Annotated in this window: 17 protein-coding genes; 5 read left to right on the forward strand and 12 right to left on the reverse strand. The window is 50.3% G+C overall.

The window, feature by feature from the left end:
* From hutU to hutI, 4 genes are all read right to left on the reverse strand, one after another.
* Positions 1-1,686, reverse strand: a complete 1,686-nt coding sequence (gene hutU, locus SK36_RS14045; protein ID WP_048221815.1) for a urocanate hydratase — start codon at positions 1,684-1,686, stop codon at positions 1-3.
* A gap of 138 nt (positions 1,687-1,824) precedes the next feature.
* Positions 1,825-2,550, reverse strand: a complete 726-nt coding sequence (locus tag SK36_RS14050) for a histidine utilization repressor (RefSeq protein ID WP_045441147.1) — start codon at positions 2,548-2,550, stop codon at positions 1,825-1,827.
* A gap of 85 nt (positions 2,551-2,635) precedes the next feature.
* Complete coding sequence (gene hutG / locus SK36_RS14055) at positions 2,636-3,577, reverse strand: formimidoylglutamase (protein WP_048221816.1); 942 nt, start codon at positions 3,575-3,577, stop codon at positions 2,636-2,638.
* The gene (gene hutI, locus SK36_RS14060; protein WP_048221817.1) at positions 3,574-4,797 is read right to left on the reverse strand and encodes an imidazolonepropionase; all 1,224 of its coding nucleotides are present in this window, start codon (positions 4,795-4,797) and stop codon (positions 3,574-3,576) included. Before hutI ends, hutG begins: the two co-directional genes overlap by 4 nt.
* Positions 4,798-5,021: 224 nt before the next feature.
* Here hutI and SK36_RS14065 point away from each other — a divergent pair, with 224 nt between their 5' ends.
* Positions 5,022-6,305, forward strand: coding sequence for a putative acyl-CoA thioester hydrolase (locus SK36_RS14065; protein ID WP_048222753.1), 1,284 nt, complete (start codon positions 5,022-5,024; stop codon positions 6,303-6,305).
* A 62-nt stretch (positions 6,306-6,367) separates the two neighbouring features.
* Here SK36_RS14065 and SK36_RS14070 read toward each other — a convergent pair whose 3' ends face one another.
* The 3 genes from SK36_RS14070 to SK36_RS14080 all read right to left on the reverse strand — a co-directional run bounded on the left by SK36_RS14070 (position 6,368) and on the right by SK36_RS14080 (position 11,281).
* The gene (locus SK36_RS14070; protein WP_048221818.1) at positions 6,368-8,629 is read right to left on the reverse strand and encodes a hydratase; all 2,262 of its coding nucleotides are present in this window, start codon (positions 8,627-8,629) and stop codon (positions 6,368-6,370) included.
* Between the two features lie 81 nt (positions 8,630-8,710).
* The gene (locus SK36_RS14075; RefSeq protein ID WP_048221819.1) at positions 8,711-10,144 is read right to left on the reverse strand and encodes an anion permease; all 1,434 of its coding nucleotides are present in this window, start codon (positions 10,142-10,144) and stop codon (positions 8,711-8,713) included.
* Positions 10,145-10,228: 84 nt separating this feature from the next.
* Positions 10,229-11,281, reverse strand: a complete 1,053-nt coding sequence (locus SK36_RS14080) for a 4-oxalomesaconate tautomerase (protein ID WP_048221820.1) — start codon at positions 11,279-11,281, stop codon at positions 10,229-10,231.
* 178 nt (positions 11,282-11,459) lie between these two features.
* Here SK36_RS14080 and SK36_RS14085 point away from each other — a divergent pair, with 178 nt between their 5' ends.
* Positions 11,460-12,413, forward strand: coding sequence for a LysR family transcriptional regulator (locus SK36_RS14085; protein WP_048221821.1), 954 nt, complete (start codon positions 11,460-11,462; stop codon positions 12,411-12,413).
* A 55-nt stretch (positions 12,414-12,468) separates the two neighbouring features.
* On the opposite strand, the gene pgl is transcribed toward SK36_RS14085, so the two are convergent.
* Positions 12,469-13,464 (reverse strand): 6-phosphogluconolactonase, encoded by a 996-nt coding sequence (gene pgl, locus SK36_RS14090; RefSeq protein WP_045441142.1) that lies wholly within the window; start codon positions 13,462-13,464, stop codon positions 12,469-12,471.
* A gap of 164 nt (positions 13,465-13,628) precedes the next feature.
* On the opposite strand from pgl, the gene SK36_RS14095 reads away from it, so the two are divergent.
* Positions 13,629-14,447, forward strand: coding sequence for a pyridoxal phosphatase (locus tag SK36_RS14095; RefSeq protein WP_045441141.1), 819 nt, complete (start codon positions 13,629-13,631; stop codon positions 14,445-14,447).
* Here the strand turns inward: SK36_RS14095 and modC are convergent, their stop codons facing one another.
* The 4 genes from modC to SK36_RS23800 all read right to left on the reverse strand — a co-directional run bounded on the left by modC (position 14,448) and on the right by SK36_RS23800 (position 17,357).
* Positions 14,448-15,506 (reverse strand): molybdenum ABC transporter ATP-binding protein ModC, encoded by a 1,059-nt coding sequence (gene modC, locus SK36_RS14100; protein ID WP_045441140.1) that lies wholly within the window; start codon positions 15,504-15,506, stop codon positions 14,448-14,450.
* 2 nt (positions 15,507-15,508) lie between these two features.
* On the reverse strand, positions 15,509-16,198 hold the full coding sequence (modB, locus tag SK36_RS14105) for a molybdate ABC transporter permease subunit (RefSeq protein ID WP_045441139.1): 690 nt from the start codon (positions 16,196-16,198) through the stop codon (positions 15,509-15,511).
* Complete coding sequence (modA, locus tag SK36_RS14110) at positions 16,198-16,971, reverse strand: molybdate ABC transporter substrate-binding protein (protein WP_045441138.1); 774 nt, start codon at positions 16,969-16,971, stop codon at positions 16,198-16,200. The genes modB and modA overlap by 1 nt, the downstream gene beginning before the upstream one ends.
* A 236-nt stretch (positions 16,972-17,207) precedes the next feature.
* A complete protein-coding gene (locus tag SK36_RS23800; protein ID WP_045441137.1) occupies positions 17,208-17,357 on the reverse strand; it encodes an AcrZ family multidrug efflux pump-associated protein in 150 nt (49 codons plus the stop codon).
* Between the two features lie 130 nt (positions 17,358-17,487).
* Here SK36_RS23800 and modE point away from each other — a divergent pair, with 130 nt between their 5' ends.
* Positions 17,488-18,276, forward strand: coding sequence for a molybdenum-dependent transcriptional regulator (gene modE / locus SK36_RS14120; protein WP_048221822.1), 789 nt, complete (start codon positions 17,488-17,490; stop codon positions 18,274-18,276).
* A gap of 67 nt (positions 18,277-18,343) precedes the next feature.
* The gene (modF, locus tag SK36_RS14125; protein ID WP_048221823.1) at positions 18,344-19,816 is read left to right on the forward strand and encodes a molybdate ABC transporter ATP-binding protein ModF; all 1,473 of its coding nucleotides are present in this window, start codon (positions 18,344-18,346) and stop codon (positions 19,814-19,816) included.
* Positions 19,817-19,955: the final 139 nt, after the last annotated feature.

Raw genomic sequence — 19,955 nt, forward strand, 5'->3', positions numbered from 1 at the left:
TCAGCGTTTCCCCTGCGTTGCGGCAACCATCGGCAAGTTCAGCCCTTCTTCGACAGCACATTCCACAGCAATGTCATACCCGGCATCGGCATGACGCATCACGCCCGTCGCCGGATCGTTATGTAATACCCGGGCGATACGTGCGGCGGCTTCATCAGTACCATCGCAGACAATCACCATCCCGGCATGCTGGGAGAAGCCCATTCCTACCCCGCCGCCATGGTGCAGTGATACCCAGGTCGCACCGCTGGCAGTATTAAGGAGCGCGTTCAGCAGCGGCCAGTCGGACACGGCGTCTGAACCGTCACGCATGGATTCGGTTTCACGGTTAGGGCTGGCAACCGATCCAGAATCCAGGTGATCGCGACCAATGACGATAGGTGCGGAAACTTCACCACTACGCACCATCTCGTTAAACGCCAGACCCAGCTTTTGTCGCCACTCCAGCCCTACCCAACAGATACGCGCAGGTAACCCCTGGAAATTAATCCGCTCACGCGCCATATCCAGCCAGTGATGGAGATGCTTATCGTCGGCCACGATCTCTTTTACTTTGGCATCGGTCTTATAAATATCCTGCGGATCGCCGGAAAGCGCCACCCAGCGGAACGGGCCAATGCCGCGACAGAACAGCGGCCGAATGTAGGCCGGCACAAATCCAGGGAAATCAAAGGCATTTTCCACACCCATCTCTTTTGCCATCTGACGAATGTTATTGCCGTAGTCAAATGTCGGAACGCCCAGTTTGCTAAAGGCCAGCATCGCCTGCACATGCGTCGCCATCGAACGTTTCGCTGCCTGAACCGTACCCTGCGGATCGGATATTGCTTTCGCCTGATACTCTTCCCAGCTCCAGCCGGACGGCAAATAACCGTGCAGCGGGTCATGGGCGCTGGTCTGGTCGGTAACCATATCCGGACGCACACCACGCTTGACCAGTTCAGGCACAATGTCAGCGGCGTTGGCACACAGCGCAATGGAAACCGCTTTCCCAGCGCGGGTGTATTTTTCGATACGCGCCAGTGCGTCATCAAGCGAAGTTGCCTGCTCATCCACATAGCGGGTACGCAGACGGAAGTCGATACGGCTTTGCTGACATTCAATGTTCAGCGAACAGGCGCCCGCCAGGGTTGCGGCCAACGGTTGCGCCCCGCCCATCCCCCCCAATCCGGCGGTCAGCACCCAGCGTCCGCTCAGGTTGCCTTGATAATGCTGACGTCCTGCTTCGACGAAGGTTTCATAGGTTCCCTGCACGATGCCCTGACTGCCAATGTAGATCCAGCTCCCGGCAGTCATCTGGCCGTACATCGCCAGCCCTTTCGCGTCCAGTTCGTTAAAGTGTTCCCAGGTCGCCCAGTGCGGGACCAGATTGGAGTTGGCGATTAAGACCCGTGGTGCATTGTCATGGGTTTTGAACACGCCGACCGGTTTACCGGACTGCACTAACAAAGTTTCGTCGGCTTCCAGTCCGGTCAGCGCCTTGATGATGGCGTCATAACATTCCCAGTCACGCGCGGCGCGACCAATCCCGCCGTAAACCACCAGCTCGTGGGGATTTTCCGCCACCTCGGGATCAAGGTTATTCATTAACATGCGCAGCGGCGCTTCGGTCAACCAGCTTTTGGCTGTTAAGTTCGTGCCTCTTGGGGCCCGAATATCCTGCTGACGATACTTGCTTTGGGGCATGGTAAAACACTCCTCACGAACGATCGGACAGATAAGTAACATATACTTGTCTATACAAGTTGTCGCAAGGCTGTATTTAACAATTGAGATACATTTTTGTTATATTGCGTCAGCAATCACGGTTTTTGCGTCCTCGTATCAGGACATAAAACGTCCCTGCAGACGGTAGCGGGAACCCGGAAAGAGCAAGTGGGCATGGGAGACAATATGTGACGCCGACCAGGTCCGGCGACGGATTAGCAGGCAGGGATCATGTTCTTTAATGTTCAGTAGCGCACACTCTTCTGCACTGGCTCGCACGGCTTCCACAATATGCTCACCTTCTGTCAGCGGCGCAATCAGCGACAAGTAAGCGTGCGGCGTAGTCTGGCTGTAATCCTGCGTCAGGTATTCCGGCACAATTTCTGCATTCACACAGCGATCTTCAATCTGCACCGGCTGATCGTTTTCATAGTGCACCATGATGGAGTGAAAAATGGACGTGCCCTCTGCAACGTTCAACGCCGTAGCCTGCAGAGCACTTGCCTGAGTTCTTTCCAGCGTCAAAACCTCGCACCGGTGCTGATGCTGCCGGGCAATGATTTCATCCGCGATACTGCGAATTTCGAACAGCGCAGACTGACCTTTTGGCTCGGCGACAAATGTCCCGACCCCCTGCAAGCGCACCAACAATCCTTCATCCGTTAGCTCACGCAGCGCCCGGTTAATGGTCATTCGACTAAAACCATACTGCGCCACCAGTTCCGCTTCCGACGGGATACGGTCGTGCGCTTGCCAGATGCCACTGGCAATTTTGTCGCTGATCTCCTGTTTGACCTTTTCGTAAAAAGGGGCCGGAGCTGAACGGTTGCGGGATGGGAGCATGCGTAAGCCTTCCTTAAGCAGAGAGTTTTAATTGCCAGATAGCGACCACGGCATCGGCCTGATAAGCGAACCACTATCAGGCATGTCAGCGCCACCAGTGCGCGATTTGCCAGCCAAGCCGCGCCGCAACGCGTGCTGCCCTGCCATCATCGTCAAAGCGGGGATTAAATTCAACCATGTCCACCGCCTGTAATTTACCACTGCAACAAAGAGGTTCAATTAAACCCAGTACCGTCGCCAGCGGAACGCCCAGCGCAGCAGGCGCAGACACCGCCGGCATTTCCCAGACCGGTAAAACGTCGAGGTCAATCGTCAGATAGATAACATCTACGCTGGCGACAAACTGTGCTATCTGTGCCTGCGCCTGATGGCAATGCAAATCTTCCACCACAGTGACACCGCGTCGTTGCGCTTCATCCCACAACGCCTGAGTGTTTGCCGCCCGACTGACACCCACGCAGGCGTAATAAAACTCGCGCTGCTGCTCGTCGCAAAGCTCTGCCAGCTGGCGAAACGGCGTCCCTGATGTGGCCTGTTCGGCATGACGTAAATCCAGATGTGCATCGAGATTCACTATACCCACTTTTGAACGCGGGAACGCATCCAGTAGACCTGCACCGTGAGCGAATGCGGTTTCGTGCCCGCCACCTAATACAAAGGTGCGCATCTCTGCCAGCTGACAGCGTTGTATCGCACTGCGTAGCGCCTGCTGTGCACCTTCAAGGTCCGGGGACTGCGCTACAATATTTCCCAGGTCCACCAGTCTGTCATGACCACTGTGACTGGCTAAATTTGCCAGCGCCTTACGCAGCGCGTCGGGTGCACCGGCCGCCCCCGCACGCCCCTGATTACGTTTCACACCTTCGTCGCAGGCAAATCCAAGCAGCGCAATCTGTTCACGATACATTTCAGGGGCGAACGCTGGACTGAGCGTGATGGTTTGAAACAGACGCAACGCATTCTCTGACTCAACACGATCATCGCGTCCCTGCCAGAGCGCAGGTGATGCGGGTTGCCAGTTCATCATGATATTTGCCCTCTGAATACACGTTGATAAAGTGGGTTGCGGCCAGGTTCGTAGAGAATTTCCACCGGCAGTTGCGCATCCCAGACCACAAAATCGGCAACGAATCCGGCCTTCAGTTGTCCGTGAGTGTCATGACAACCAAGCGCACGAGCCGCATGACGGGTTACGCCAGCCCAGGCCTCCTCTGGCGTTAAGCCAAACTGTACGCAGGCCATATTCATCGCCCAGTGCAGGCTAATAAACGGACTAGTGCCAGGATTGAAATCCGTTGCCACCGCCATTGGCACCTGATAGTGACGCAGCCATTCCACTGGTGGGCGCTGCTGTTCTTTGAGGAAGTAAAATGCCCCCGGCAACAGAACCCCGACCGTACCACTTTGGCTCATCGCCACCACTCCGGCTTCATCCAGGTATTCAATATGATCGGCTGACAAACCGTGGTAGCGGCTTACCAGTTGCGCACCACCAAGCAATGAGAGTTGCTCAACATGACCTTTCACCGGGATGCCCAGTGCCTGAGCGGCCTGAAATACACGTTCACTCTGTGTCAGCGTGAACCCGACGCTTTCACAAAACAGATCGACGGTCTCAAACAGACCTTTTTTCCACAACTGCGGCAAAATAGTCTCGCATACCAGCGTAATGTAGCCATCAGGGTCGTCACGGTACTCCACAGGCGTGGCATGCGCAGCCAACAGCGTAGGGCTGATTTCAATGATATTTTCCGCCGCCAGTGCTGACACCACGCGTAATATCTTCTCTTCAGTCGCTAAATCCAGGCCGTAACCTGATTTAATCTCCAGTAGCGTAACGCCTTCGTTTTTTAGCTGCGCCATCCGCGCCTGCGCTACGCGAAAGAGTTGTTCGGCTGAGGCTCGACGAGTCGCAGAGACGGTAGCATTGATTCCTCCCCCCTGGGCGCTGATTTGCTGATAGGAAACTCCGTTCAGTCTCTGTTCCCATTCGCCTGCGCGATTCCCGCCAAACACCAGGTGCGTATGACAGTCAATCAGACCCGGTGTAATCAGCCGCCCCTGCATATCAAATGTATTATCGTGGGTAAGGTATAACGATGATTCAGGCACAATATCTCGAATCTTACCCTGACGGACGATCAGCGCATGGCCATCCACCAGGCCATACGGTGTATCACGTTCAGGATCCATGGTCGCCAGGCGGACATTGCGCCAGATAGCATCATCAGGGAAAAACTGCTGCATTCGACTCACCACTTGTCATAGGTTGTATAGACATTTATTTTGCATCCTGCGGATGTTGTCAACCTGATGGACCACAATTGTTATCTAATTGTGATATAAGGACTCTCAACGCCAGACATTGCTGCGATAAAAAACAACTTTTTACCTTTTCGCCTTCCCGTTTCGCTCAACTTAGTATAAAAAAGCAGGCTTCAATGGATAACTTTCAAAGCCCGGAGCAACCTGTGAACATATCATCAGTTTCCCGTCTGGCGCTGGCTATGGCTTTTGGCGTGACGCTGACTGCCTGTAGCTCAACCTCGCCCGATCAAATTCCTTCCGATCAGACCGCGCCTGGCACCTCCTCGCGCCCGATTCTGTCGGCGAGTGAAGCCAAAAATTTCGTTGCCGCACACTATTTTTCAGCACTGACGCCAAATACTGCGCCGTGGACCCCTTCTTCTATTTCCCTGCCAGCGCAGCCTGATTTTGTTGTCGGCCCGGCAGGTACGCAAGGCGTTACCCACACCACTATTCAGGCGGCGGTTGATGCAGCAATCATAAAACGTACCAATAAACGTCAATATATCGCCATTATGCCGGGTGAATATCAGGGCACGGTCTACATCCCTGCTGCCACGGGTAGCCTGACCTTATACGGTACAGGCGAAAAACCGCTTGATGTGAAAATCGGCCAGGCCATTGACGGTGATATGAGCACCGCAGACTGGCGTCGTTCAGTGAACCCGGGTGGTAAATATATGCCAGGCAAACCGGCGTGGTATATGTTCGATAACTGCCAGAACAAGCGCGGTCCGAATATTGGCGTGATGTGTTCTGCGGTGGTTTGGTCACAAAACAACGGCCTGCAATTGCAGAATCTGACCATTGAAAACAATCTGGGTGACAGCGTTGATGCAGGTAATCACCCGGCAGTTGCGCTGCGTACCGATGGCGATAAAGTTCAGATTAACAACGTCAATATCCTGGGTCGCCAGAATACCTTCTTCGTCACTAATAGCGGCGTGCAAAACCGTCTGGAAAACGATCGTCAACCGCGTACACTGGTCACTAACAGCTACATTGAAGGCGATGTGGATATCGTGTCTGGTCGCGGCGCGGTGGTGTTTGATAATACTGATTTCCGTGTGGTGAACTCACGAACTCAGCAGGAAGCTTACGTATTTGCCCCGGCAACGCTGTCGAACATTTACTACGGCTTCCTCGCCACCAACAGCCGCTTTACGGCAAGTGGCGATGGTGTGGCGCAACTGGGCCGCTCGCTGGATGTTGATGCGAGCACTAATGGTCAGGTGGTTATTCGTGACAGCATGATCAACGAAGGCTTTAACATGGCGAAACCATGGGCTGACAGTGTTATCGCCAAGCGTCCATTCGCGGGTAACACCGGTGCGGAAGATGATAAAGGTGAAATTCAGCGTAACCTGAACGACACCAACTTTAACCGCATGTGGGAATACAACAACCGCGGTGTCGGTAGTAAAGTGGTTGCAGAGCCGAAGCAGTAATTTCGTTTTATCCAACCTACAAAAGGGTCGCTACTAACGCGTAGCGACCCTTTTTGATTGCCTTACATCAAACGCGCTTTATTAAAGTTAATCAAACTTCCTGCCTTAATAATTTCTCGTTCTTCCGCAGTCAGGCTCTCCATATACATACTAATTTCCCTGACAGATGCATCCTCATTAAGAACGTACGCTTTTATCACACTACGGCGCTCATCCAGTGCACATCGAATACCTGGAATAAAGATATACTCACCCACCTCAAAATGCGGTTCGCCTGCCATTTGCAACGGCAACATCCCCCAGTTGATGACATTAGAACGGTAACGCTTGGTGGCATATTCCTGGGCGATATTTGCCAGCCCGCCAATCACACGCTGGCAGCTTGCCGCCTGCTCACGCGCTGAGCCATCGCCTGGTTTTACGGCGTATATCATGCTGCCAATCTCCGTTTCCAGAGGGTTAATATTTTCCTGACCGGCAATCTGCTGAATGCGTTCAAAAATCAACGCCACTTCACTCGTATCACCAGCCTGCCGCCGTTTTTCCAATTCAGCGGTGGCTTTGCTCCTTCCCACATACTCTGGATCCCGGCGCGAAAGCGTAAATTCCGCCAGTCCCAGTGGATTTGAACGGTAGGAGGAGGTTTCACCGGATGGAATCAGCTCATCGGTAGTAGTCACGTCATCGAGAATTTTTGAGCACACTTTCAGCAGAATATTGTCAGTCAGTGCACCCAGCTCCGGCCAGTCTTTAATGTTTGGTCCGTAGATGAGTGATTGCTGCGTTGCTCCTTTGATGAACCCCTGATAGACACGACTTTTGTAAGGCGAGATATCAAACGTATAGTCTGGCGCGTTGTCCCAGCAATCCAGCTCCGTCGCGGAAGTCAGAAATCCACCATTTGCCGCCGTAGCAGCTATCGAACGAGCATCCATTAACGCAACGGCGGACATTTGACCATTACCTGGTTTAGAGCCTTCACGGTTCGGGAAATTACGCGTGGTATGGCGGATGCTAAGTCCATTATTAATTGGCGTGTCACCTGCACCGAAGCAAGGGCCACAGAAAGCCGTTCTGATTATCGCACCAGCACCAATCAAATCCGTCACTACACCTTTCTTCGCCAGGTCCATAAACACGGGTTGCGAAGAGGGGTATACGGCCAGCGAGAAAGTATCATTGCCACAGGACTGACCGCGTAGCGCGTTAGCGGCGGCAATAACATTCTCATAGTTGCCACCCGAACATCCGGCAATGATCCCTTGCTGAACCTTTAAGCGACCATTTTCAACTTTATCCAGCAACGAGAGACTGGCTTTCCCTTGCGTGATACGCGCAGACTCAATTTCAATCTCGCGAAGAATATCCATCAGATTCTCATTGAGAATATCAATCTCGTAAACATTACAGGGATGGAACGGTAGCGCAATCATCGGGTTAATTGCAGACAGGTCGACATATATACACCCATCGTAATAGGCCATTGGCTGCGGATTGAGTTGGCGGTAGTCTTGCTCGCGACCGTGTAACGCCAGCCAACTGCGAGTTTGATCATCCGTTTGCCAGACAGAACTGAGACAGGTGGTTTCCGTCGTCATCACATCAACACTGTTACGAAAATCAGTAGAGAGATGACTGATGCCTGGACCGACAAACTCCATGACTTTATTTTTGACATAGCCACTTTTAAACACTGCGCCAATGATAGCCAATGCCACATCCTGCGGGCCGACACCAGGCTTGGGTTTTCCTGTCAGATAAACCGCAATCACGCCGGGATAATCGATATCCCAGCTATCATTTAGCAGTTGTTTAACCAGCTCTCCGCCCCCTTCCCCAACGGCCAGAGTTCCCAAAGCACCATAGCGGGTATGGCTGTCAGAACCAAGGATCATTTTACCGCTACCCGCCATCATTTCGCGCATATATTGATGGATTACCGCAATATGCGGTGGCACAAAAATACCGCCATAGCGCTGCGCCGCTGACAGACCAAAAATATGATCGTCACCGTTAATGGTTCCTCCTACCGCACACAATGAATTATGGCAGTTAGTAAGAACATAAGGTAATGGAAAACGCTCCATACCTGAAGCTTTTGCCGTCTGAATAATACCCACAAAAGTAATATCATGTGATGCCAATGCATCAAACTTAATTTTAAGTTTGTTCATGCAACCGGATGTATTATGTGAAGAGAGAATCGACCATGTGATAGTTCCTTTTTTCAACTCATTTTTATCGGCATGTTCTGTAACACATTCTTCAGCAAGAATTTTATTATTAGAGGATAGATAAATCCCTTTCTCGTATAACTTAATCATTTGATACTCCGAATTACTATATCTGCGCGTAAGCATAGCTGACAACAAATAGATTTATTCAATCTGTGACTTACTTTCTAATTACAACATGTTCCAGTCAATTAATAACTGCCACCACCATATACCCAGTGTGATATGAACAAGAAATGTCAAAAATGTCAGCATTGCTCCAACCAGCCACCACGATTTAATATCGTTATATCCGACCCCAAAAATAACAGGCCCCGCAGCACCACCATAATGTGTTACCATTCCACCATAGGAGTTAGAAAAGAGTAATGCCAATGCGGTCAACATCAGCGGGGCACCTGAGACATTCGCTAACATGGCAAATACTGGCATCATCGCAACAATATAAGCACTCCCGGAAGCAAAGAAATAACGAACAATAATACTCAGGAATAGAATAACAAAGAATGCTACGTTCCCATGGTTGCCAAAAGAGAGGTTGTTTTTAAAGAGTTCCGCTAACCAGACAAAAAAATTGACTTTTGATAATAAAGAGCTTAGTCCAATAATTCCACCATACCAAATTAAGGTATTCCAACCACCTTTATTTTTAACCACATCATCCCAGGTCACAACTCTCAGCAATAACATCAACCCCATTACGACAATGGCAATCGTTGATTCATCGACACAGAGACTCTTACTGAAGATCCATCCCAATAGCGCGAGAACAAAAATGCCCAACAGCATTTTCTCACGCCCCTTCATCGGCCCCAATTCCTGAAGACCCGCTTCAGCGATAGTTTTATTTTCGACTTTTTTAATTTCTGGCGGATACATAAAATAGATAATTAATGGCGTCAACAGTAGCATTACCAGCCCCGGCAAAGCCGCCGCCAGCGCCCATCCCCCCCAGCTTAATTGCAGATGGCAGATATCATTGATCATTTTCAACGCCAAAATATTTCCAGCCATCGCAGTAAAAAACATATAGCTGGTTGTTTTAGTGACCATATAAATGGTCATCATCAAATAGTGACCGACACGGCGTGGACTCTTGTCAGGCTCGGAACCCAAAGCAACCGCCACGCTATTGATGATTGGCAACACAATCCCTCCCGCTCGCGCAGTATTGGAGGGCGTTGCTGGAGCCAGCACCAGATCAAGAAAAACGGTGACGTAACCCAGCCCCAAAGTGGTATTGCCGATCTTACCGATCAAAATATAGGCAATTCGCTTACCCAAACCGGTCGTTACGAAGGCCGCACTAAGCGTAAATGCAGAGAAGACCAGCCATGTCGTACCGGAGGCATAACCGCTCAGCACGCTACTGGTTTTCAGTACCCCAGCTCCTAAATTTCCAACAACGACCATTGATGCAGCAACGGCAATTAACAACACCACGGGTTCGGGAAAAGGTTTAATAACCAGGCCAACAATAGCGGCAAGATAGATCCCAAAAAGTACCCAAGCCAACTCACTTAATCCTGCTGGTGCAGGAATGAGTCCTATAATACAAGGGATCGCTAATATTAATATTAGCTTCCATAATGATTTTATGTTCATTTTTAGTCCTGATTAATCCGTATAAAAATACAGAATCTTCTATTCAACATCCGTAACCACAGAAAAAAAATAAATTAAATACAGTCAGGGAAGATAAACTTCACCTGAAAATATTTTTCTGGCAGTACGAATAACTGATGCTCGAATAGTAGAAATATCCTGCCCATTATTAGTCAAATGAATATCAAGACTGCCGCTAGGATGTTCGATATTGATATTTCCGTAACTAACCCCTGGCGTTATCTGACGCGTAATGGTTCCTTCAATAGCACAACTGCTGGCAATGGCAATTGCTCCTGTAATCGCCAGAGCTTTATGACATGTGTGAGGCATGAAATAACGGGCATTAATTACCCCGCCTTTTTTGGCTGCTGAAATAAGAATAGGCTTGGGAATGACCATATTACTGACATCACCCAGCCCCATTGCCTGACCCGCCTGCAAGCGGATAGACTCTATGCGTGTCAATAATTCGTTGTCACTATCTAACTCATCCGGTAATTCATATCCGGTTTTACCTAAGGACTCTGCAGGAATAATAACGACCGGTGTCGCCATATCCATGCAGGTCACAGGGACAGAATCGAAATAATTGATAATTTGGCCTGTCGGAAAGATATGCCCGGTTTTGGAACCGGCTGCATTCAGGAACGTCAACCCAACAGGTGCAGATGTTCCCGGCACACCGTCTATTCTTGCTGTACCTTCATACTCAACATCACCATACGGTGTTTGTATCTCAGCTTCGATGTACGTATTGGTGTTTACATTGCGAATACGTACACAGGTCGTCGGCGTTGAGGGTGTAACCAGCCCTTTTTCGATGGCGAACGCTCCAACAGCGGAAAGCATATTACCGCAATTCGGCGTGGTATCGACACGTTGCTCATGGACCAGCACCTGAGCAAATAAATAATCGATATCTGCTCGGGAATCGTGGGAACGACTCACGATCGCGACTTTACTGGTTAGTGGATTGCCACCACCAATACCATCAATTTCCAGGGTATTCCCGGACCCCATTATTTTAATCAATATATCATCACGCTGTCTTTTTTCTTCAGGTAAATGTTCTGCTAATAAAAATGCGCCTCTGGAAGTTCCTCCGCGCATCATAACGCAAGGTATTTTTTTCACGACAATGCCCTCAAATATTGTTTTTACTGAGAACATAGTTACATGTGAAAAATAATGTGACTAATGACATTGCCTATGTGATTAATAACTTATTTTCATTAATTGAAATTTCAGGATTGCAGGTAGACTGGTTACTTTCATCTAAAGCTGGACATTCCTTATTTAGGTTGGAGTCAGAATGAAACATGAACTCTCGAGCATAAAGGCATTTGTTACGTTGGCTGAGTCTGGTTCTTTTAACAATACTGCAAAATCACTTAATATTACGCAACCTGCATTAACACGCAGAATTAAAAAAATGGAAGAATATTTACACACTCAACTCTTTGAGAGAACGACCAGAAAAGTCACATTAACAAAAGCGGGCCGAATGCTGCTACCTGAAGCCAGAGAATTAATTAGATCATTGGATGAAACCATCTTTAACATTAGCAAAATGAATGCGTATCATCATGGAATTGTGACGTTATCGTGTATTCCAACAGCCGTTTTCTATTTTTTACCCCTGGTGATCAGAAAATTTAATGAGCTGTATCCCAATATTAAAGTGCGAATAATTGAACAAGGTACGAATAGTTGTATGGAGTCCGTACTTTGCAACGAGGCTGATTTTGGAATAAACATGAATAACATCACAAATTCCTCTATCGACTTCACTCCGCTGGTTAACGAACCGTTTGTTCTGGCATGTCGACGCGATCATCCACTCGCCAATAAACAACTGGTTGAGTGGCAGGAATTGCTGAATTACAAGCTGATTGGCGTTCGTTCATCAAGCGGTAATCGATTGCTGATTGAGCAATATTTGGCAGACAAACCGTGGAGGCTAGATTGGTTTTACGAGGTTCGCCATTTATCGACGTCACTTGGTCTTGTTGAGGCTGGCCTGGGAGTTTCTGCGCTACCGGGACTGGCAATGCCGCAAATACCCCATTCAACGCTTATTGGCATCCCGCTGGTTGAACCGGTGATCAGGCGCACCCTGGGGATTATTCGGCGTAAAGACGTAGCTCTCTCCCCACCCGCTGAACGCTTTTTCTCTCTGCTATTGAATTTATGGGCTGATGATAAGGACAATTTATGGAGACCGATTTCCGATCTCCAGGGAAACACCTTGCCTGATGGTTGCTAGAGCCTTATCCGGCCTACGAGGCTTGCGCTCATCGTAGGCCATTTGGCATAAAACCTTAATATGCGTTAACCACTACCCACATTGGGCCTTGTCCTACCGCATAGCGACCTTTCTCAGTCAGAAGTCCCTGCTCACCAGCGATTTCATACACCGCAATATGGTGTGACTTCTGCCCGGCAGCAATCAGGTATTTACCACTGTGATCGATATTGAATCCACGCGGCTGCGCTTCGGTTGGCTGGAAGCCCTCTTTATTCAGCACGCTACCGTCTTCTGAAACGCTGAACACAGTAATCAAGCTGGCGGTACGGTCACAGGCATACAGATGGCGGCCATCCGGCGTAATATGGATATCCGCAGCCCAGCGGGTATCAGAAAAATCAGCAGGCATCATATCCAGCGTCTGTACACACTCAATTTTGCCGTGCGGATCTTTCAATTCCCAGACGTCAACCGAACTGTTCAGCTCATTGACACAGTAGGCATATTGCTGATTCGGATGGAACGCCATATGGCGTGGCCCTGCACCTTCGACGGTGGTCACTTCCGCGGGATCCTGCGCTATCAGTTTGCCATCATCACAGAGGCCAAACAGGCAGATACGATCCTGCTTCAATGCGGGAACCCACAGAGTGCGATTATCCGGTGAGATATTAGCCGAGTGGCATCCGTCCAGACCTTCCACCACATCCACCAATTCAACCGGCAAACCATCCTCCAGACGCGTCACACTAACGCTACCGGCGTTATACGATCCAACAAAGACAAAACGCCCCTGATGGTCGGTGGAAATATGCGTCGGGCTTCCCGGCAGTGCGGATTCCGCAGCGAAGGTCAGCGCACCGTCATCTGGCGCAATACGGTACGCCAGCACACGAAACTCCGGGCGCACACCAACATAGAGGTAGCGCTTATCCGGGCTGACAACCATCGGCTGTACCTGACCCGGTACATCAACCACCTGCACAAGCGTTAGCGAACCTTCGTGATTCAGGCTCCAGACATGGATTTGCTGACTCTCAGGGCTGGCGGTATAAACGGTTTGCTTCATGAATACTCCTTTGCTTTTGGCAAGTGGCTGCAATTGCCTGATACACGCCTAAAGTAGACGCTTTTAACGGGGAATGCTTAATTAAGGCTCATAATTTTGTCCGGCTCCCGACTCGGTGTACCATTCCTGCAGACAAAATTATCAACCTTAATCTGGAAAAACCTATGACCGCACGCGTGATTGCCCTGGATTTAGACGGTACCTTGCTGACGCCGAAAAAAACCTTGTTACCATCCTCCCTCGAGGCCCTTTCTCGTGCAAGGGAAGCAGGCTACCAACTTATCATTGTCACAGGTCGCCATCACGTTGCTATTCATCCTTTTTATCAGGCACTGGCGCTGGATACACCTGCAATTTGCTGTAACGGTACTTACTTGTATGATTATCAGGCAAAAAACGTACTGGAATCCGATCCGCTTCCTGTGGAGCAGGCATTGCAGCTGATCGATATGCTGGATGAGCATCAGATCCATGGTCTGATGTACGTAGATGAGGCCATGTTGTATGAGCGCCCGACCGGGCATGTGGTTCGTACCGCTAACTGGGCGCAAACCCTGCCGCCGGAACAGCGTCCAACATTCACTCAGGTGTCGTCGTTGGCACAGGCCGCACGTGACGTTAATGCCGTGTGGAAATTTGCTCTGACCGACGAAGATATTCCAAAACTGCAGCAGTTTGGTAAACACGTTGAGCAACAACTGGGACTGGAATGCGAATGGTCCTGGCACGATCAGGTCGATATTGCCCGTAAAGGCAACAGCAAGGGAAGACGCCTTACCCAGTGGATTGAAGCGCAAGGCGGCTCAATGGAGAATGTGATAGCTTTTGGCGATAACTTTAACGATATCAGCATGCTGGAAGCCGCAGGAACCGGTGTTGCGATGGGTAATGCAGACGATGCCGTCAAAGCTCGCGCCAATATTGTGATTGGCGACAACACCACTGACAGCATCGCGAAGTTTATCTATTCTCACCTGTTGTAATCAGGCGGTAATCGATACGCTCTTAATTTGTGCGTACAACCACAGGCCAGGTTTGATGCCCAGCTCATCTCTGGCCCATGGGCTGATTCTTGCCCACAACGTTTTACCGCCCACCTCAAGCTGAACTTCCACCTGCCCGTTATCGTCATAACACTGCGCGACCTTCGCGCGTAATACGTTGCGAATACTGGTTTGCTGCGGCGGTTGTAATACCAGTGAAACATCAGATGCCTGAATGCGGATACGCAGCACGCTTTGCAGCGGCTCATCGAGCTTGTTTACCCACAGATGCTGATCGCCGAGCGCCAGCGCGGTCATGGCATAATGCGGGTGGTGCTCCAGCACACTGACTTTCAGAATACTGCTCTGTTGTTCCTTTGGCAGCCAGGGGTGCATAACGCTACTGCCCCAGACATCTTCCAGCGAGCCAAACGCTTTTACCTGCCCGTTTTCCAGCACCATCACTTTATCGGCCAGATGCAAAATCTCATCCAGAGAGTGGCTGACATATAGCATAGGAATATTGATTTCACGCGCAAGGCGTTGCAGGTAAGGCAACAGTTCCCGTTTACGCGGAATATCCAGCGACGCTAACGGTTCATCCAGCAGCAACAACTCCGGTGCGGTAAGCAACGCCCGACCAATAGCTACACGCTGTTTTTCACCGCCGGAAAGGCTACCCGGCAAACGGTCAAGCAACGGCTCAATTCCCAGCAGCGCTACCAGCTTATTAAACTGTCCGGTCATGCTTTTCGCCATGCCGTAGCGCAGATTACCGCGTACCTTATAATGCGGGAACAGTCGCGCATCCTGGAAAACGTAGCCCACCCGGCGTTTTTCAGGAGTTAAGCAGACTCCCTTTTCAACGTCATTCAACACCCGACCGTTGAGTACAATGCGTCCGGATTGCGGCTTAGTCAGTCCGCTAATCGCGTTAATCAGCGATGTTTTACCTGCGCCGGAAACGCCAAAAATAGCCGTAATACCGCTGGCAGGCAGCGTTTCATTGAGCGTCAGACAGTGGGTTCCTAACGTCTGAGAGAAATTAAGTTCCAGCATGATTATCGCCCCGTCCGCTCGCGGCTAATCCGCGCCAGCCATTCAGAAATAAGCAGTGAAATCAGGGCCAGCACAATAGAAATAATGCATAACCTTGCCGCCGCGCTTTCGCCGCCAGGCGTCTGGATTAGGGTATACATCGCAGAAGGGATCGTGCGAGTTTCACCTGGAATGTTGGAAACAAAGGTAATGGTCGCACCGAACTCACCGAGTGATCGGGCAAACGCCAGTACTGTACCAACAATGATCCCAGGCAGCATCAATGGTAATGTGATGGTCAGGAATACGCGCCAGCGTCCAGCGCCCAACGTTCGAGCTGCCTGCTCCAGTTTGACGTCGACTGCCTCGAGCGCCAGACGGATAGCCCGCACCATGAGTGGAAAGGACATCACTGCCGCGGCAAGAACTGCACCGCGCCAGCTAAACGCAAAGGTAATACCAAACCAGTCATACAACCGCTCGCCGATAAATCCGCGCCGCCCCATGGCGATCAACAGCAGATAACCCACTACCACCGGCGGCAGAACCAGAGGCAAATGCAAAACGCTGTCGAGCAGCGCTTTACCTGGAAACTTGCATCGCACAAGCAACCAGGCAAAGAAGATCCCAAACGGCAGACTAAACAGCACGGCCAGGGAAGAAACTTTCAGGCTCAGTATAACGGCCTGCCATTCAGGATCGCTGAGTATCATTACTTGGTCGTAAATCCATAACGTTTAAAGATTTCAGAAGCCTGCGGTCCTTTCAGGTAATCATAGAACGCGCTGACCGTTGCGTTTTTGTGCCCATCAACAATCGCGACAGGGTATTCCACTTTTTTGTGTGAATCTTCCGGGAAAGTTGCCACAACTTTTACGCCTTTGCTGGCAACAGCATCGGAACCGTAAACGATCCCCAGCGGCGCTTCATTACGCTCTACCAGCGCCAGCGCACCACGGACGTCTTCAGCAGGCGCCAGTTTTGGTGCCAGGGTATCCCATGCTCCCAGTTTTTGCAGCGCTTCTTTGGCATAAATGCCCGCCGGAACATGTTCCGGGTCACCAACAGCCAGACGTCCACCGTTCAACAGACTGGTCCAGTTAGTTTTGCTGTCAATGGTAAAGTCTTTCTGTTCACTAGCTTTAGGAGCCACAACAACCAGGCTGTTCCCAAGCAGCGTCTTACGCGTTGCAGTATCGATAGACTTCTTCTCTACCGCATAATCCATCCATTTCTGGTCGGCAGAAATAAATAGATCGGCTGGTGCTCCAGCTTCAATCTGACGCGCCAGCGTAGAAGATGAGGCAAAAGAGGAGACAACATCGACATTCTTTTCTTTTTTATAAACCGCTGCAATGTCCTGCATCGCGTTTGTCAACGAAGCCGCTGCGAACACCGTAATTTTACCTTCATCCGCCAGCGCATGCCCGGCAACAGAAAGAGAGAGCGTTGCCCCTGCAAACAAGCGTAACCATGAACGTGCCATCTGTAACTCCTTTGAGTTTCGTTATGTATGCAACAATATAACGATTAAACCAGGGTTTTCCCAGTGGTTATTGATACCAATTAGAGGTTACACAAAGAAAATATCGGCAAGAAAAGCAGGATCTTGAGGAACGATGCACAAAGGATTTCGAGTGATATTGAGCGGAGGCAAATAACAAAAATGCGACTTAAAGGACGAAGAAGATAAAACGCCCGACTGAGCGGGCGTTTGGGGAATCAATGATTCTGTCTGGACTGGTCTTTCTGACCGATACCGGAAAAAATGTTGAACACTTCACCCAGTCCGTAAATCAGACCCAGAATGACGGCCATTACCACAGGTACCATGATTACGGCGAATACCAGACTTTTCAATAACTCTAACATGGTCAACTCCAGATATAGTCCTTAGTTGTATTCTAACCACATAACGTAGAAAAGCACTCCCCTTTTGTGCTGTCGGCTTTGCGCGCGCGCGGTTTTCCGTCACAATACCCTTTTTTGCCAGGAGCTCGTTATGCAGGCCGAAATCCTCCTTACCCTGAAACTTCAGGAAAAACTGTTTGCCGATCCCCGCCGCATTTCTCTGCTAAAGCACATTGCGCTTTCCGGCTCCATCAGCCAGGGCGCGAAGGATGCGGGCATCAGTTATAAAAGTGCCTGGGATGCCATTAACGAAATGAACCAGCTCAGCGAGCAGACGTTGGTTGAGCGTGCTACTGGTGGCAAAGGCGGCGGCGGCGCGGTATTGACCCGTTATGGTCAGCGCCTGATTCAACTGTATGATTTACTTGCACAAATCCAACAAAAAGCGTTTGATGTTCTGAGCGATGACGATGCGCTCCCGCTCAATAGCTTGCTGGCGGCTATCTCCCGTTTTTCACTGCAAACCAGTGCCCGAAATCAGTGGTTTGGCACTATTACCGCTCGCGACCACAATCAGGTTCAGCAGCATGTCGATGTCCTGCTGGCCGATGGCGAAACGCGGCTAAAAGTCGCACTGACGGCGCAAAGCGGTGAACGTCTCGGGCTTGAAGAAGGCAAAGAAGTTCTGGTTCTGCTTAAAGCACCGTGGGTAGGGATTACGCAGGATAAACGCGTGGCTCAGGCCGCTGACAACCAGTTGCAAGGGACAATTAGCCATATTGAGCGCGGGACAGAACAGTGCGAGGTGTTAATGACCCTACCCGATGGCCAAACGCTATGTGCCACCCTGCCACGTGAAGAGGCGGCAGACCTGACAGAAGGCACCGCTGTGACAGCGTATTTCAATGCCGACCGAGTGATTATCGCCACGTTGTGCTAAGTCGATTGACATCGACCCGCAGAACACGTATCCCTGTTATTAATCGCTGCAATAAATGGGATACAAAATGTCATCGTTGCAAATTTCGCAAGGCACGTTTCGTCTGAGTGACACGAAAACGCTGCAGTTGAATACCTTTGTTTTGAACGCAGGTGATAGCTGGGCGTTTGTTGGCTCTAATGGCAGCGGGAAATCCGCACTGGCCCGGGCACTGGCGGGAGAGCTACCGCTACTCAAAGGTGAACGCCAGTGCCACTTCACGCGTATAACCCGACTCTCATTTGAGCAGCTACAAAAGCTGGTCAGCGATGAATGGCAGCGTAACAATACCGATCTTCTTAGTCCGGGTGAAGACGATACCGGACGAACCACCGCAGAGATTATCCAGGCTGAAGTTAACGATCCCGCCCGTTGTTCAACGCTGGCGCAACAGTTTGGTATTACCTCCCTGCTCGACCGACGTTTCAAATACCTCTCTACCGGTGAAACACGCAAAGCTTTACTTTGCCAGGCGCTGATGTCGGAACCGGAGTTACTGATACTTGATGAACCGTTTGACGGGCTGGACGTTGCGTCACGTCAACAGTTAGCGGATCTGCTCGCTTCGTTGCATCAGACGGGCTATACGCTGGTACTGGTCCTCAACCGCTTTGATGAAATTCCAGACTTCGTGCAGTTTGCAGGCGTGCTTGCCGATTGCACATTGACAGAAAGCAGCGAGAAAGCCGACTTACTGCAACAGGCGCTGATTGCCCAACTTGCTCACAGCGAACAACTTGACGGTATTACGTTGCCCGAGCCTGATGAACCTTCAGTCAGCCTCGCACTTCCCACAGACGATGCCCGCATTGTGCTCAAAGATGGCGTAGTCTCTTATAATGATCGTCCTATTCTCCATGGCCTGAGCTGGCAGGTAAAGCCGGGTGAACACTGGCAAATTGTCGGCCCTAATGGCGCAGGGAAATCGACCCTGCTCAGTTTAATCACCGGCGATCATCCGCAAGGTTATAGCAACGATCTGACCCTGTTCGGCCGCCGACGTGGCAGCGGTGAAACCATCTGGGATATTAAAAAGCACATTGGCTATGTCAGCAGCAGTCTGCATCTGGACTACCGGGTGAGTACCACAGTGCGCAACGTCATTCTCTCGGGTTTCTTTGATTCAATCGGCATCTATCAGGCGGTTTCAGACCGGCAACATAAGCTGGCGCAACGTTGGTTAGATATTTTGGGAATGGATAAACGCACTGCGGATGCCCCGTTCCACAGTCTTTCCTGGGGACAGCAACGGCTGGCACTGATTGTCCGCGCGCTGGTCAAGCATCCTACTCTGCTGATCCTCGACGAACCGTTGCAAGGGCTGGACCCGCTAAATCGTCAGTTGATCCGCCGTTTTGTCGATATCCTTATCAGTGAAGGAGAAACTCAGTTGTTGTTTGTTTCTCACCACGCCGAAGATGCGCCAACCTGTATAACTCATCGACTGGAGTTTATCCCTGAGGGCGATATCTATATCTATCGACAAACATCCCTGCGTTAGTTTTCATTCGCTGGCATTTAGAGGCGCCTTTTTTCACGATCTTTTTCGGATAAAAGGCGCAATCATTAAGAAACTCTATGAGTTACAATCAAATAATTGACGTCAATTTGTGATTTTATCCAAGTGTAAACGATTCCAC

Source organism: Citrobacter sp. MGH106 (assembly GCF_001037495.1).
Taxonomy (GTDB): domain Bacteria; phylum Pseudomonadota; class Gammaproteobacteria; order Enterobacterales; family Enterobacteriaceae; genus Citrobacter; species Citrobacter murliniae.